This is a genomic window from uncultured Bradyrhizobium sp. (genome assembly GCF_936928535.1).
Lineage (GTDB): Bacteria > Pseudomonadota > Alphaproteobacteria > Rhizobiales > Xanthobacteraceae > Bradyrhizobium.
Window position 1 is genome coordinate 32026 of record NZ_CAKZHY010000124.1, and the last position, 13489, is coordinate 45514.

General features: G+C 63.3%; 12 protein-coding genes. 4 read left to right on the forward strand and 8 right to left on the reverse strand.

The genetic code is table 11. The features are described from left to right. Positions 1-49: 49 nt before the first annotated feature. From Q0687_RS25720 to Q0687_RS25740, 5 genes are all read right to left on the reverse strand, one after another. On the reverse strand, positions 50-484 hold the full coding sequence (locus Q0687_RS25720) for a hypothetical protein (RefSeq protein ID WP_298883189.1): 435 nt from the start codon (positions 482-484) through the stop codon (positions 50-52). Between the two features lie 19 nt (positions 485-503). Next, complete coding sequence (locus tag Q0687_RS25725) at positions 504-2204, reverse strand: transporter (RefSeq protein ID WP_298883192.1); 1701 nt, start codon at positions 2202-2204, stop codon at positions 504-506. Positions 2205-2221: 17 nt separating this feature from the next. Beyond that, complete coding sequence (locus Q0687_RS25730; protein ID WP_298883194.1) at positions 2222-4975, reverse strand: decarboxylase; 2754 nt, start codon at positions 4973-4975, stop codon at positions 2222-2224. Positions 4976-5112: 137 nt separating this feature from the next. After that, positions 5113-6816 (reverse strand): SulP family inorganic anion transporter, encoded by a 1704-nt coding sequence (locus Q0687_RS25735; RefSeq protein WP_298883196.1) that lies wholly within the window; start codon positions 6814-6816, stop codon positions 5113-5115. Further along, the gene (locus Q0687_RS25740) at positions 6813-7493 is read right to left on the reverse strand and encodes a YoaK family protein (protein WP_298883199.1); all 681 of its coding nucleotides are present in this window, start codon (positions 7491-7493) and stop codon (positions 6813-6815) included. The genes Q0687_RS25735 and Q0687_RS25740 overlap by 4 nt, the downstream gene beginning before the upstream one ends. A 136-nt stretch (positions 7494-7629) precedes the next feature. On the opposite strand from Q0687_RS25740, the gene Q0687_RS25745 reads away from it, so the two are divergent. The 3 genes from Q0687_RS25745 to Q0687_RS25755 are packed head-to-tail and all read left to right on the forward strand — an operon-like array spanning position 7630 to position 10807. Then, positions 7630-9318 carry a TrkA C-terminal domain-containing protein gene (locus tag Q0687_RS25745; protein WP_298883202.1) on the forward strand — a complete coding sequence of 563 codons (1689 nt, stop codon included), beginning with the start codon at positions 7630-7632 and terminating at the stop codon, positions 9316-9318. A 44-nt stretch (positions 9319-9362) separates the two neighbouring features. Further along, positions 9363-10214, forward strand: coding sequence for a dienelactone hydrolase family protein (locus tag Q0687_RS25750; RefSeq protein WP_298883257.1), 852 nt, complete (start codon positions 9363-9365; stop codon positions 10212-10214). A gap of 8 nt (positions 10215-10222) precedes the next feature. Then, complete coding sequence (locus tag Q0687_RS25755; protein WP_298883205.1) at positions 10223-10807, forward strand: invasion associated locus B family protein; 585 nt, start codon at positions 10223-10225, stop codon at positions 10805-10807. Positions 10808-10821: 14 nt separating this feature from the next. Here the strand turns inward: Q0687_RS25755 and Q0687_RS25760 are convergent, their stop codons facing one another. Together Q0687_RS25760 and Q0687_RS25765 are read right to left on the reverse strand one after the other, a co-directional pair. After that, complete coding sequence (locus Q0687_RS25760) at positions 10822-11190, reverse strand: response regulator (RefSeq protein WP_298883208.1); 369 nt, start codon at positions 11188-11190, stop codon at positions 10822-10824. A 127-nt stretch (positions 11191-11317) separates the two neighbouring features. Then, the gene (locus Q0687_RS25765) at positions 11318-11941 is read right to left on the reverse strand and encodes a response regulator (protein WP_298883210.1); all 624 of its coding nucleotides are present in this window, start codon (positions 11939-11941) and stop codon (positions 11318-11320) included. Positions 11942-12240: 299 nt separating this feature from the next. On the opposite strand from Q0687_RS25765, the gene Q0687_RS25770 reads away from it, so the two are divergent. Continuing rightward, on the forward strand, positions 12241-12924 hold the full coding sequence (locus tag Q0687_RS25770; protein ID WP_298883212.1) for a helix-turn-helix domain-containing protein: 684 nt from the start codon (positions 12241-12243) through the stop codon (positions 12922-12924). A gap of 16 nt (positions 12925-12940) precedes the next feature. Here Q0687_RS25770 and Q0687_RS25775 read toward each other — a convergent pair whose 3' ends face one another. Next, positions 12941-13378 (reverse strand): potassium channel family protein, encoded by a 438-nt coding sequence (locus tag Q0687_RS25775; RefSeq protein WP_298883215.1) that lies wholly within the window; start codon positions 13376-13378, stop codon positions 12941-12943. Positions 13379-13489 lie beyond the last annotated feature (111 nt).

The following is a 13489-nucleotide window of genomic DNA, read 5'->3' on the forward strand; positions in this document are numbered from 1 at the left end:
AAAACGGGCTGCGGTGACGCAGCCCGTTTTGCTTGTCGTAAGCCTTGGGCTATTTCAGCCGGATCGTGACGCCACCGACCGCGGCTGACACCTCCGCGCCGACCTTCGGCCCGCTGAGCTGAAGGATCACGCCATTGCCGTTCTGCAACTGCACGGCGCCGGCGCCGGCAGCGACGGCCCCACCCGCTCCGCCCGCGGCATAGGAGCCTTCGATCGACTGCGGTCCCTTCAGATTGAGCGCGCGTCCAACCAGCTTCGTGGTCGAGGCGCCGATCGTGAAGCCGACGCTCATCCCCGATACCGTGAAGGGGTATTTGTGGCCCCTGTAGAGCAGCACGCCCTCTCCACCGCCGATGCCGACGATGAAGCCGCCCTTGGTAAAGACGACGGCGACCTGGCCGGTGTCGGCATGTGAAGGCGTGCTGACACCCGCAACGATCGCAAGCGAAGCGACCAGGACAGCTCCGACAGTCAATTTTCTCATAGCGCTTTTCCCCTTTTGTTTACTGCGCCAGCAGCATTGCGAAGTAGCCGAAAATCGTCAGCAGGATGCCCGAGACGGCATAGCCGACCGGGAAGCCGATCCAGGGCACGGAGCTCTGGATCTCGACCGCGGCCTCGCGGCACGGGCCCGAATGCGACCGCGCGCCGGCAACGCCACCCATCAGCACCGCCGGGTTGATCTTGAAGACGTGGAAGCCGATCGCCCAGACGATGAATGGCGGGATCGTGCAGGCGATGAAGCCGACGATGAAGATCTTCAGGGCGATCGCGCCGGTCAGCTGCGATAGCAGTCCCGCGCCGGCATTGACGCCGACGATGGCGACGAAAACGACCAGGCCGAGATCCTCGAGCACATTGCGCGCGGCATTCGGCGTGTTACCGAAGAATCGCAGCCGCGACACCGCTGAGGACACGATCACGCCCGACAGCAGCAGGCCGCCGGCGTTGCCGAGGCCGACCTTGGCGCCGAAGGCAGGAAATTCGACCATGCCGATCAGGAAGCCAATGATCATGCCGACCGCCAGGGTCAGCAGGTCGGTCGAGGTGTTGGTCCGCGCGATGCGGCCCCACATCTCGCCGAGCTCATTGACGGCTCCCTTGAGGCCGACCACGGAAACGATGTCCATTCGCTCCAGCTTGGTCCTGAGACCGGCCGGAATTTGCACCCCGCCGCGCTCGACCTTGGTGACCTGCAATTGGCCTGCGATCGCGGTGTCGCGGAAGGATTCGAACGTGCGGCCCACCATGTCCTTGTTCGTGATCAGGATTTCCGCCTGATCCATGGGAATGCCGAGCGTCTTGGCATCGGCAACCTCAGGCCCGATCAGGCCCATCTTGTCGGTCAGGCTCTCGGTCGAGCCGCCGAGTGCGACGACGTCGCCCTTCTGCAGCACGAAGTCCGGATCGGCACCCTGGGGCTCGCCGTTGCGTCCGACATTGACGATCCGGTATTCCGGATTCATCGCCCGGAACTTGGCGATGCTGATGCCGGCTGCCGCCGGATTTTCCAGCCGATAGGCGCGCAGGCCGAACTGGCGATAGCCGGTCAGGCCGCCGCCTTCGAGATCCTTGACGCCGAACTCCTGCTCATACTGCTTGGCGGCGGCCTTGGCGTCGACGCCCCACCAGCGCGGCAGATATTTGCAGATCAGGATGATGCCGACGGTGCCCCAGATATAGGTGATGCCGTAGGACAGCGCGATCATGCCGGACGCTTGCTCGGGCTTCATGCCTTCCGGCAGCTTGACCACGCCCGAGGTGATTGCCTGCTCGGCCGAACCAATCGCCGCCGACATGGTCTGCGATCCCGCCAGCATGCCGCCGGCAGCACCGACAGGCAGATCGAACATTCTTGCGCCGATCACCACCAGCCCAAGGCCGAGGATGCTCGATACCAGCGCGAGAATGCAGAATTTGAGGCCGTCACCCCTAAGGCTGTTGATGAAGGACGGTCCGACGCGCAAGCCGACGCCGTACATGAAGAGATAGTAGAACAGGCTCTTGACAAAATTATTCAGCTCGAGCTTCACGCCGTAGGTTGACGCCCACACCGACAGGCCGGCGCCGACCACGATGGCGCCGGCGACCATGCCGAGGCCATAACCCTTGATGCTAGCCCGACCGATATAGACGGCGAGACCGACGACGAAGAACAGCAGCAGATACGGATTCTGCTGCAAGAACGTGAAAAGCGCCTGCATGTTGGTCCCCTCGCTACTTATGACGCGGCTTTGAGCTTCGGCGTGGCACCGGGCTTCGGCCGACCGAGTTTCGCCAGAGCTTCACTGCGCACGAGCTTCAAGCCTTCCTTGGCGTCGTAGCCATGGATCTCCTTCACATCGAGCTTGCGCATGAAGTCGATGGTTTCCTGGGTGATGACCTGCCCTGGCACCATGATCGGGAAGCCCGGCGGATAGGGGATCACGAAGTTCGCCGAGACGAGTTCGGGACCTGCTTTCAGCCGCCGATCGATTTCGGGATCGCCAAGGCGGATATGCTCGCAGCCCGCGACGTCATAGGCGGCATAGAAGCCGCTGCGGATGTCGCCCTCGTTGGTCTTGCCGCCGGCATCGCCGCGGAAGCTCGGGTGGAAGTGGGAGAAGTTCGGCAGGTCAGGAACGTCCTTCATCAAGCTCTTGACGCGCGCCTCGAAAGTCTTGCGCGCATTTTCGCCGCCTTGCACCAGCCCGCGATCGACCTCGCCTGCGATCTCGGCGAGGACGCGAATGAGATGCGCGACGTCGCTGCGGGTGTTGTTGATGTTGGACTGGACCAGGACGGAGTTGCGCGAGGTCTTGTTGACCTGGATGTTGTATTCGTTGGCCAAGATACCCTTGAACTCGGTGCCATCGAATCCGGCCGTGCCGCACACAAGCGTCATGCGGGTCGGATCGAGGCAGAACTCATCCTCGTCGAGGCTCTTCAGCGTATTCGCCCAGTTGACGCCAGCTGACAGATAATCCGTGAAGCCGCTCTGGCGGTATTGCGCCGGCACCATGGCGTCGGCGCCGAGGATGCGGAAGTATTTCGAGAGCAGCGGATTGTTGTTGACCGCCTGGCGGATCGCGAACGCGATCTCGATCGCATTGGCGACGAGCCCATAGCCCTCCAGCTCCATCTGCCGCCGCGAGATATCGAGGCTGGCGATGAGTTGCTGGTTCGGGCTGGTGGAGGCATGCGTAAACACGGCTTCCTTGAACTGCTGCTCGACCGTATGGAATTCGACGTCCTTGACCGACAGCATCGAACCCTGCCGGATCGCCGACATCGACTTGTGGGTCGAGTTGGTCTGGTAGACCCGGAGCCGGATCTGCCGCGGGTCGGGAACGAGCCTTGTGCTCAGCAGCGTCTCATCCGTCGGGTTCTTGCCAAGCTGAGCCCGCTGCTTCTCATAGGCCTCGACCGACTTGGGATCGCGCATCCACGCCTCGATGTCGTTGGCGGCGCCGAGGCCGGTGCGGCGGCGCAGGAACGGCGAGAAGCGCGCGAAGCCGAACCAGGCCTCGTCCCACAGGAAGATCAGGTCCGGCTTGATGGCGAGACACTCCTCCATCACCCGGCGGGTGTTGTAGATGTGGCCGTCGAAGGTGCAGTTGGTCAGGTCCAGCATCTTGACGCGGTCGAGCCGGCCTTCGGCCCTGGCGTTGAGCAGCGCCTGCTTGATCGTCTTCAGCGGCACTGCGCCATACATCGAATATTCCGTCATCGGGAACGCTTCGACGTAGAGCGGCTGCGCGCCGGCGAGCACCATGCCGTAATGGTGCGACTTGTGGCAGTTGCGATCGACGATCGCGATGTCACCAGGCGCGAGCAGCGCCTGCACCGCCATCTTGTTCGAGGTCGAGGTCCCATTGGTGACGAAGAAGACGCGGTCGGCGCCAAGCGCCCTCGCCGCCTTTTCCTGGGCCTTCTTGATGTTGCCGGTCGGCTCCAGCATGCTGTCGAGGCCGCCGGTGGTGGCGCTGCTCTCGGCCAGGAACAAGTTCGGGCCGTAGAACTCGCCCATGTCGCGGATCCAGTCGGACTTGAAGATCGACTTGCCGCGGGCGATCGGCAGCGCGTGGAACGTTCCGATCGGGCGCTGTGCGTATTTCTTGAGATTGTCGAAGAACGGTGTGTCGTAGCGATCCTGGATGCCCTCGAGGATCGACAGATGCAGCTCCAACAACTCTTCCACCGAATAGAAGATGCGGCGGACGACATTGGCTTCGGGATTGCCGGCGAGCTCCTCGACGTCTCGGTTCGAGATCATGTAGAGGTCGAGCTCCGGCCTGATCCGCTTGATGACCTGGGCCAGGCGCAAGGCGGAGGCGTCGGATTCATCCTTCAGACCAGCCGTGGCCGTGATCGAACGGAGGACCGGCGCATCGTGCCGCGACCGGAGCGCAAAGCCTTCGTTGATGATGACGGCCCCGAGATTCGGATTGAGCATGGTGGCGCAGAAGGCGTCTTCCATGCTGCCGACGATGACCGGCTCGTAGATGAAGCCATCTTCCGGACGACGCAGCTTGCGCCATTCGGCCGCGAGCGCCGGCCACTGGCTTGACGGCATGCCGGTGACGATCAAAGTCTCGAAATAGGGCCGGCGAGCCGCGTGCGTGCCGAAGGTTGGCGACACCAGTTCGGGCGCATCACCATTGCCTTCATCCCTCGCATTCCAGTCGCCGGCATGCTGGCGGAAGGATCGCGTCGCCAAGGCCTGGGTGATCCGGGTCGCGAGCGAGCGGGAGGCTGCCGCATCGCCAGCGGACGCAGCCTCGCGCAGGGCCGCCATCAATTGCAGGCCGGGATAGCCGTGGAATTCTTCCGTCACCGAAAGACTGGCCAGCGCCTCGTCATAGGCCGCACGATCGCCGCCGCGCGCCCAGACTTTGGCCGCCTCGACCAGATCGCGCCAATCGTCCGCCCGCGCGCCGGGACCGGAGAAGAACTGGTCGATGCGTTTTTGCGCGGCCTTGCTGTCCTTGGACATATGTCTCTCCCGATCCTCAAAGACGAAAGGTGATGCGGGATCGTGCTTTCGGCGCCGGTCGCCCCATTGATCCAAGTCAACGGTCGCGCGCATTCTCGGAATGCCGGCCACGGCCGTTCGCGTCGCAACACGCGGCCTCAGGCCGTTCGCTGAGCCGGACCGGGCGTGTTTTCGCCGAGCACGCTGTCGAGCGAGCGCAGCCACTGACCGCTGTCGGTTTTCTCGGCGAGCCCCTCGGCGCGCAGGAGGTCACGAAGCTGCGCATGCGCGCCGACGATGCAGAGGCCCACCCGGCGCGCGGCAAGCTCGTCGTGGAGATCGTGCAGCATGCGTGCGCCCGCCAGATCGATATAGGGCGACGCCGAAAGATCGCAGGCGACAAGTTGGACGCCCGGCGAACTCCGCAGCGCGGTCAGGACCGTGTCCAGAATGGTTTCGGCGTTGATGTAGAGCAGCGAAGCTTCGGGGCGAAACGCCATGATGCCAACGAGCGGCTCGACGTCCGCGTGCCGCGCGCTGTCCGAGTAGCGGCCGCTGCCCGGCAAGCGGCCGAGAAACGCGACGTTCGGCCTGGAGGCGCGCGCCAGGAGCAGGACAATCGACGCGATCGAGGCCAGCAGGACGCCCTGGAGGATGCCGAGCAACAGCACGGCGATCAGGGCGATCGTGGCAGCGTAGAAGTCGATCCGGCTCACTTGCCACATCCGCACCAGCGCACGGATATCGACCAGCTTGTAGACCGCAGCAAAGACGATCGCCGCGAGCACCGCCTTTGGCAGGTTGGTCAGCAGCCCCGTGAAAAACAAAAGACAGAGCCCGAGCGTGACCGAACAGATGACGAGCGCCAGAGGTGTTCGCGCACCGGCGCTGTCATTGACCGCCGATTGCGACAAGCCGCCGGCGACGGGATAGCCATGGCCGAAGGCGGCCGCGAGGTTCGCGGCACCCAACCCCAAAAACTCCTGACGGACGTCGAGAGGATAGCCGTGCTTGGCCGCGAAGCTCCGAGCCGCCGAAACGCCCTCGATGTAGGCCAGCAGCACGCACCCTGCAGCGAGCGGAAACAAATCGTCGAACTCGAGCAGGCCGAAGGTCGGCATGCCCAGCGCCGGGAGCCCCTCCGGAATCTTCCCGGTAACGGGCACGCCCAGGCCGGGAAAGCCGAACAACGTCGCCACCACAATCGCGAGCGCCACGACCGTGATGCCGACCGGCTTCCCGGGCAACAGCCGTTCGCCGAGCAGAAGCAGCAGGAGTGCGACTGCACCGATCCCCAGCACCAGGACATCGAGATGGCCAAGCTGGCCTGCCAGTTTAAACGCGCGGTCGAAAAAATTGTGTCCGCCGCCGGCAACGCCGAAAAGGCTCGGCAACTGGCTCATGATGATGGTGAGCCCCGCCCCCGCCTTGAATCCCACCAGGATGCTGTCGCTGACAAGCCGAACCAGCACACTGAGCTTGAACAGCCAGGCGACGAAGCAGAGCACGGCAACGCCGAAAGCCGCGAGACTTGCGATCTGCGCATACTTCACGGCATCGCCGCCGGCGAGCGCGCCGACGGTCGCGGCAATCATCAGCGAGATCGCCGAAGTCGGCCCGATCGCCAACTGCCTGGAAGCCCCAAGCAAGGCATAACCAACGCCGCCGAGCATGTAGCCATAGACCCCGATCTGCGGCTGCAGGCCGGCAAGCGCCGCGTAGGCCAGCGAGACCGGAATGGCGTAGGCCGCAAGCGTGACGCCGGCGACGGCATCGGAGGCAAGCCATTCGCGACGATAAGCGGCCAGCCAGCCGGCCGGTGGAAAGAAGCGCGTCCAGTTCGGTTCGGATGGCGTATTCATGCGACCACCCCACGTGGCGTCGCTTCGCAGCGCAGCAGGACCATCAGCAGCACGATCACGGGAATGCCGAGCGCTAGTTTGGGAATGGTCTCGGTGGCAAGAGCGCCGGCCGCAGCGCCGCAGCCGAACACCGCGCACAGTGCAAAGAAGATCGCCGACTTCCGCAATGTCCCCATCGGTGCGCCGCCGTAGACGACCGCGAAGACGTTCTCGACGGTCTGACGCATATTGCCGGTGATCATCACCGTGCTACAGACGGTTCCCTCGACCTTGACGAACATCGCTGCCTGCATCGCCGCAACCATCGAAATGCCGAGTGTCCCAGCCAGATCCGGCAGCCGATTGTGCAAGATGCCGATCACGATCAAGAAGATGATCTCGACTAGGACGCTGAGCCCGCTGGCCCTTTCGCCTGCGACACGGCGCAGCCAGGCGGCAACGACAATGCCGGCGGTGAAGGCCAGGATGGGCGGCACGAAATGCAGTGCCTTGGTCCAATCGCCGGCCATGGCGTAGACCCAGAGAAAGATCACATTGGCGGTCTGGGCATTCGCCATGACGCCATGGATGATCCAGGTAAAGGCGTCGATGTAGCCACCGGCGAACGCCAGCAGCATGACGACCTCGACCGTCTCGTCGCGGCGGATCGCGCTGGCGGCAACGTCCAGAGTGCTCATGTCCGCAGGACTGGCTGTCGCAAACTGTTCATCCTACCATAGGCGTCTTCGCGCATCCGCTGCAGCTTGATCTGGATCAAGCAATCTTTCCCTCCGGCAAATCAAATCGTAGGAAATCCGCGGAGGAACTTCGATCATGAGCACCGTCCAGTGGATGATCTCCACCGCACCGGAAATCTTCCTGCTGCTGGCGATCGCGATCGGCACCGTTCTCGGGCGCCTCAAGGTTCGTGGCTTCGCGCTCGGCACGACCGCCTGCATCTTGATCGTCGCCGTGCTGATCGGCCAACTCGGCAGCTTCTCCTTCCCGCCGGTGCTTCGCGGCATCCTGTTCAGCCTGTTCGTCTTCACGATCGGCTACCGCTCTGGCCCGGAGTTCTTCGCCTCCTTGAGCATCCGGACGCTGGCTCAGGTCGTGCTGTCGCTGGTGATCGGTGCAACGGGCCTCATGCTCGTGCTGATCTTTGCCCACCTGTTCAAGCTCGATACCGGCACCGCTGCCGGCCTCACTGCCGGCGCGCTCACCCAGTCCTCGGTGATCGGTACCGCATCAGGCGCGCTGGCGCAGCTCGGCCTCGCGCCCGACGTCTTGAAACAACAGGAAGCCAATATCGCCGCCGGCTATGCCGTGACTTACGTGCTCGGCTACATCCTGACGCTGCTGTTCGTCCCCTTCGTCGCGCCGCGGCTGATGCGGGTCGATCTGAAGGCGGAGGCCAAGAAGCTGGAGGCCGAGCTTGCCGGCGGCATTCCCGCGAAGACGGACAATCTGTCCTACCGCAAATTCCAGGCACGGGCCTATCGCGTCTCGGCCGCAGCCGGCCGCACCGTCGAAGCCATCGAAGCCGAAATCGGCGGACGCACCATCGTCGAGCGGATTGTCCGCCAGGGCGCCGACGTCGGACCGCATCGCGATGTCGTGCTCGAAAATGGTGACGCCATCGTCCTGACCGGCCCGACCGCGGCGATCGTTGCGGCCAAGCCGGTTATCGGCGCCGAAATCGACGCCGACGAATTGTTGCGCAACCTGCCCGGCAACGTCATCGACGTCCTGGTGGAGAGCCGCAAACTGCACGGCCGCTCGATCCGGGAAGTCGCCGATATCGTCGGCAATAACGCGCGCGGCGTCTTCCTGCGCGCCATGACCCGGATGGGCCGCGAAGTGCCGCTCGGGCCCGACACGCGCGTGTATGTCGGCGACGTCATGACGCTGGTCGGCAGCACCGCCAATATCGCGCGGGCGACCGCGCAGGTTGGCTCTGCCCTGAACACGAGCGACCGCACAGACATCGCATTTCTTGCCGCCGGCATTGCCGTCGGTCTTCTGGCCGGTCTCGCCAGCTTCAGGGTTGGCAACGTTGCGCTGACGCTGGGCGGCGGAGGCGGCGCGCTGATCGCAGGTCTCGTCTGCGGCTGGCTGCGTTCGCGCAAACCGACCATGGGCGCGATGCCGCCGGCCGCACAGCAGACCTTGAGCGATATCGGGCTCGGCGGCTTCATTGCGGCGATCGGCCTCGGCAACGGCCTTGCCGCCTGGTCGGCGATCCAGGCCCATGGCATGTTGCTGGTTGGCATGGGGATGGTCGTCACGCTGGTCCCGCTGACGGTCGGTACGATAGTCGCCTATTACGTGCTTCGGATGAACCCGGTTGTGACCTGCGGCGCGCTGGCCGGCGCCATGACGGTCGATGCTGCCGTGACCGGCGTCTGCGATGTTGCCGAGAGCAAGACGCCGGTGCTTGGCGTTGCGGTGCCGTATGCGGTCGGCAACGTCGTGCTGACGGTGCTCGGCCCGATCGTTGTCGCCGCAACATATTCGGGATGAGGGAGGCCATGATGGGTCCCCTGCTTGCGATTCTTCGCCGGTTCATGGCTGCCATCCTGGTTCTTCCCGTCCTTGCGCTGCACGCGCACGCCGAAGACGAAGTCCGGATCCAGGAGGAGATCTGGGCACTGCCTCTGCCGCTACCGATGTTCGCCTATCTGGTCCGGCCGGTTGGTGAGGGTCCCTTTCCGCTGGTGATCATGAACCATGGCGTTTCGCTCAATCCGACCGACCGCAGCTTCTTCCCGCTGGTCGAATTCCGCGACGCCGCCAAATGGTTCGCGAAGCGCGGCAATCTGGTCGTGGCGCCGGTCGGGAGCGGCTATGGCGCAACCGCCATCGACATTCCGGATCGGGCGCTCTACGGCCCGTTCTTCTCCAAGATCGGCAAATGCATCAACCCCAACTTCCTCGATGCCGGGCTCGCGGTCGCACAAGTCGACCTCTGGATCATCGACTACATGGCCGCCGAGAAGCGCATCATTCCGAACAACGTCGTCGTGGTCGGCCAGTCCGCCGGCGGCTGGGCCGCGATTGCCCTTTCCAGCATGAACCCACCACCGGTGAAGGCGATCATCACTTTCGCCGCCGGCCGCGGCGGCCGCGTCGGTGGCAAGCCCAACAACAATTGCGCGCCTGACAAGCTGGTCGAAGCGACCGCCGATTTCGGCCGCACCTCGCGCGTGCCGATGCTGTGGATTTACCTCGAGAACGACACGTTCTTCGGTCCCGCACTGTCGCGGCGGATGCGTGACGCATTCACGGCCGCCGGCGGCAAGGCCGAGTATCATCTGATGCCGCCATTCGGCAACGAAGGTCACTTTTTCATTGGTTCACCGGACGCGGTCCCGATCTGGTCGCCGCTGGTGGCCAAGTTCCTCGACGCGCAGAAATAGAGACAACCATGACCAATGTTCGTGACCATCTGACAGCCTTTCTGGCTCTGATTGTCGCCGGCGCCGCGATGTCTTCGGCCAACTCGGCGCCGAAGAAGGCAGATACCGAAAAGCCCGCTGAAGTCACCGCTCGCGGTCAGCGGGAGGCCAAGGACATTGCCTATGGCGATTGGCAGAAGCTCTGCTTCAAGGCCGGAGGCGCCCCGACCCTGTGCCGGACGTCGATCACCGGAAAATTCCCGACCGGCCAGATGGCCGTCCGCATCGACCTGATCGAGCGAGAAGACAGCTCGGCCGCCCGGCTGCAACTCTTCGTCCCTGTCGGCATGTATCTTCAGCAGCCGGCAACACTAACCGTCGATCAGGGCAAGCCCGTGCGCGTGCCCTATAGCTGGTGTTTGACCAACACGTGTATCGCGGCCGATGTCGCGCCGCCGAGGATCATCAAGGAGATGGACGCGGGACAGGCCCTGGTGCTCCAGGTCGTCGATTCAAGCCTGTTGGCGACGACGACGTCGGTGCCGCTGGCGAATTTCGCGGCGGTTCACAAGGGCGCGCCAGCCAAGATACTGGAGCAATATGTCGACGAATGAGTCCTTCCGGCAAGTCAGGCGGCCGATGCACGTACGACCGAGGCGATCAGCAATTGCGCCGAGAATGGCTTTGTCAGGTATGCAACGCATCCTGATGCAATCGCGGCAGCACGATTTGCCGCATTGTCGTTGCCGGTGATGTAGATAACAGGCGCAACGACCCCCTGCCCTGCCAGTCGGCGCCGCAGCTCGATGCCCGATTTTCCGTCAAGATTGATGTCGAGCACGATGCAGAGCGCCTCGTCGAACTTGCCTCGTTCGAGCAAGGCGTTCGCCGAGTCGAACAGCGTTGCAGCGAACCCGTGCGCGCGAAGCAGCCTGCTCAAGCTGGTCCGCATCGAGAGGTCGTCATCGACGACGAAAACCGTGTCGCAGGACGGCAAGGGAGCGACCTTTCAGGCCAGCGCTATTTGCAGCGCGACGCCTGCACGGCAGCATTGCCGCGTGAATTTTCATATTGTACCTTGGGGCAGTGCCATTGCGGCAAACCATCATCCCGACGATGGAAACCTAACTGCCGTTGGCATCGAGCATTCCGAGCCGCTCCGCGATCGAGACAAGCTCTGCCAGCGAATGAACTTGCATCTTCTCCATCACCTGGTGGCGGTGAGCTTTCACTGTTCGCTCGGTCGTCCCCAACTCGTATGCGATCTGCTTGTTGATCTTGCCGCGGACAATGAGATCAAACACCTGCCGTTCACGCTGGGTCAGCCTGGCGAGGTGCGCGCGGAACACGTCCAGCCTGCCCCGTTGGCTCCGCACGGTGTCCTGCCGCACCAGCGCACGTTCGATCGCGTCAAGCAGCAACTCCGACGAGACCGGCTTGGTCAGAAAATCTTCCGCCCCGGCCTTGATTGTCCGCACGGTCGTCGGCGTATCGGCATGCCCGGTCAGGAAAATGATCGGCAACGTCGAGCCCGACGCAACCAGCCGGCTCTGCAATTCGGGGCCGCTCAGTCCCGGTATCAGCACGTCGAGCAGAATGCAGCCGGGCTGATCGTCACCTGGCGCGGCGTCCAGCAGCTCCTGCGCCGACGCATAGGTCGCGACGTCATAGCCGGCGAGCTTCAGCCGGCGTGCGATCGCCGTCCGGAACGATGCGTCGTCATCGACCACATGGATCAGGCCGGGCACTCTTCACCTATCGCAAAGTTCAATGATGGCGATGAAGACCGAAACGATATTCGGCAAATTGAACGAAAATCAAAATATGTGAATCCACACGACACTCTTCCAACGGCAGCAAAAGGCTTCTCAATCCGCGCAACAAAGGTTCATTGTGCCCCTAGGTACAATGAACCTTAGGACAATGGATGGGAATACCGCGTTAGTCGTAAATCAACTGGAGCGGGAGTGGGACAGCGCGGGCGCATTTCCTGCCGGGAGATTTCCATCTGACAGACCAATTCGGCGTCGAGCTGAGGAGTTGGCCTATGTTCGTTCGCATCACCACGGATTCCGCACCGCGCCCCAATTCGCTCCGCGACCTCGGCATGACCAGCTCTTCGACGACGATGGTCAGTCTGAGCGAATTTTCATACAGGAAAGGTACTGAAGTCTACGGCGAGAAAGAACCCGCCGAATATGTTTATCAGATCAAGTCTGGGGCGGTGCGGAGCTATAAGCTGCTGTCGGATGGTCGCAGGCAGATCGGCGCCTTTCATCTCGCGGGCGATATCTTCGGCCTGGAGAATGGCAGCGAGCACCGGTTCACGGCGGAGGCGATCGTCGACACCACAGTACGTCTCGTCAAGCGGCAGAGCCTCGAACTGGTCGCCGAGAACGACGCCGTCGTCGCCAGGAACCTGCTCAGCATGACCACGAACAATCTCCAGCACGCGGAAGACCATATGCTGCTGCTCGGGCGCAAGACCTCGCTGGAGCGCGTTGCGGCGTTCCTGCTCGAGATGGACAAGCGGCTGACCGCGGCCGGTGTCATGGCCCTGCCGATGTCGAGGCGCGATATCGCCGACTATCTCGGGCTGACGCTGGAGACCGTTTCACGCGCCTTGTCGCGATTGCACGAGCTCGGCATCATCGGCTTTATCGGCAACACGCAGCGCCAGATCGTGTTGGTGGACCGGCACCAGCTTGCAAGCCTCGAGCTGCCAGCTTGATCTGACAGGAAGCCTACTACTGGTCGTTGATCAATCCAACGTGGTCGAGCGTCTTGCGCAAGACCTCGAACAGGATCGCGGCTGACCAGCCGAACAGCAGCACGCCGTTCATCGCGGTCAGCGGCCCGATCAGCCGCCAATCGCGCACCGGCGTGATGTCGCCATAGCCAAGCGTCGTGTAGTTGACGAAGGCGAAATAGACGAGGTCGCTTTCGGGAGCGGCCACGGCCTGGATGATGCCATAGGTCCAAGCCCATACCAGGACTTCTAGCGCATGCGCGACTTGCAGGACCGCTGCTGTCGCAACCATCACCCCCATCAGGTGCAATCTCGGCCGCTCAACCGTTCGAAGACCCGCGCTGCGAGCAATTGCGATGGCGACGACGGTGACCAGCGCGTGGATGCCGATATTGATCGCGCTGATCAGCGCGCCGACCGTCAATTGCAACAGCATAAGGGTCGACCAGACCTCAATCGCAGAGCCTGCCCGACAGCCCGCGCTGTCCGGCATCGCGCCCCCCGGGGGCCGGACCTCCATTCAAGAGGGGCTGCGGTCGTCGACGTT

Bases quoted from the DNA above. Each gene is read 5' to 3' on its own strand.
- Q0687_RS25720 (WP_298883189.1), bottom strand. From the start codon at position 484: ATGAGAAAATTGACTGTCGGAGCTGTCCTGGTCGCTTCGCTTGCGATC.
- Q0687_RS25725 (WP_298883192.1), bottom strand. From the start codon at position 2,204: ATGCAGGCGCTTTTCACGTTCTTGCAGCAGAATCCGTATCTGCTGCTG.
- Q0687_RS25730 (WP_298883194.1), bottom strand. From the start codon at position 4,975: ATGTCCAAGGACAGCAAGGCCGCGCAAAAACGCATCGACCAGTTCTTC.
- Q0687_RS25735 (WP_298883196.1), bottom strand. From the start codon at position 6,816: ATGAATACGCCATCCGAACCGAACTGGACGCGCTTCTTTCCACCGGCC.
- Q0687_RS25740 (WP_298883199.1), bottom strand. From the start codon at position 7,493: ATGAGCACTCTGGACGTTGCCGCCAGCGCGATCCGCCGCGACGAGACG.
- Q0687_RS25745 (WP_298883202.1), top strand. From the start codon at position 7,630: ATGAGCACCGTCCAGTGGATGATCTCCACCGCACCGGAAATCTTCCTG.
- Q0687_RS25750 (WP_298883257.1), top strand. From the start codon at position 9,363: ATGGCTGCCATCCTGGTTCTTCCCGTCCTTGCGCTGCACGCGCACGCC.
- Q0687_RS25755 (WP_298883205.1), top strand. From the start codon at position 10,223: ATGACCAATGTTCGTGACCATCTGACAGCCTTTCTGGCTCTGATTGTC.
- Q0687_RS25770 (WP_298883212.1), top strand. From the start codon at position 12,241: ATGTTCGTTCGCATCACCACGGATTCCGCACCGCGCCCCAATTCGCTC.
- Q0687_RS25775 (WP_298883215.1), bottom strand. From the start codon at position 13,378: ATGCTGTTGCAATTGACGGTCGGCGCGCTGATCAGCGCGATCAATATC.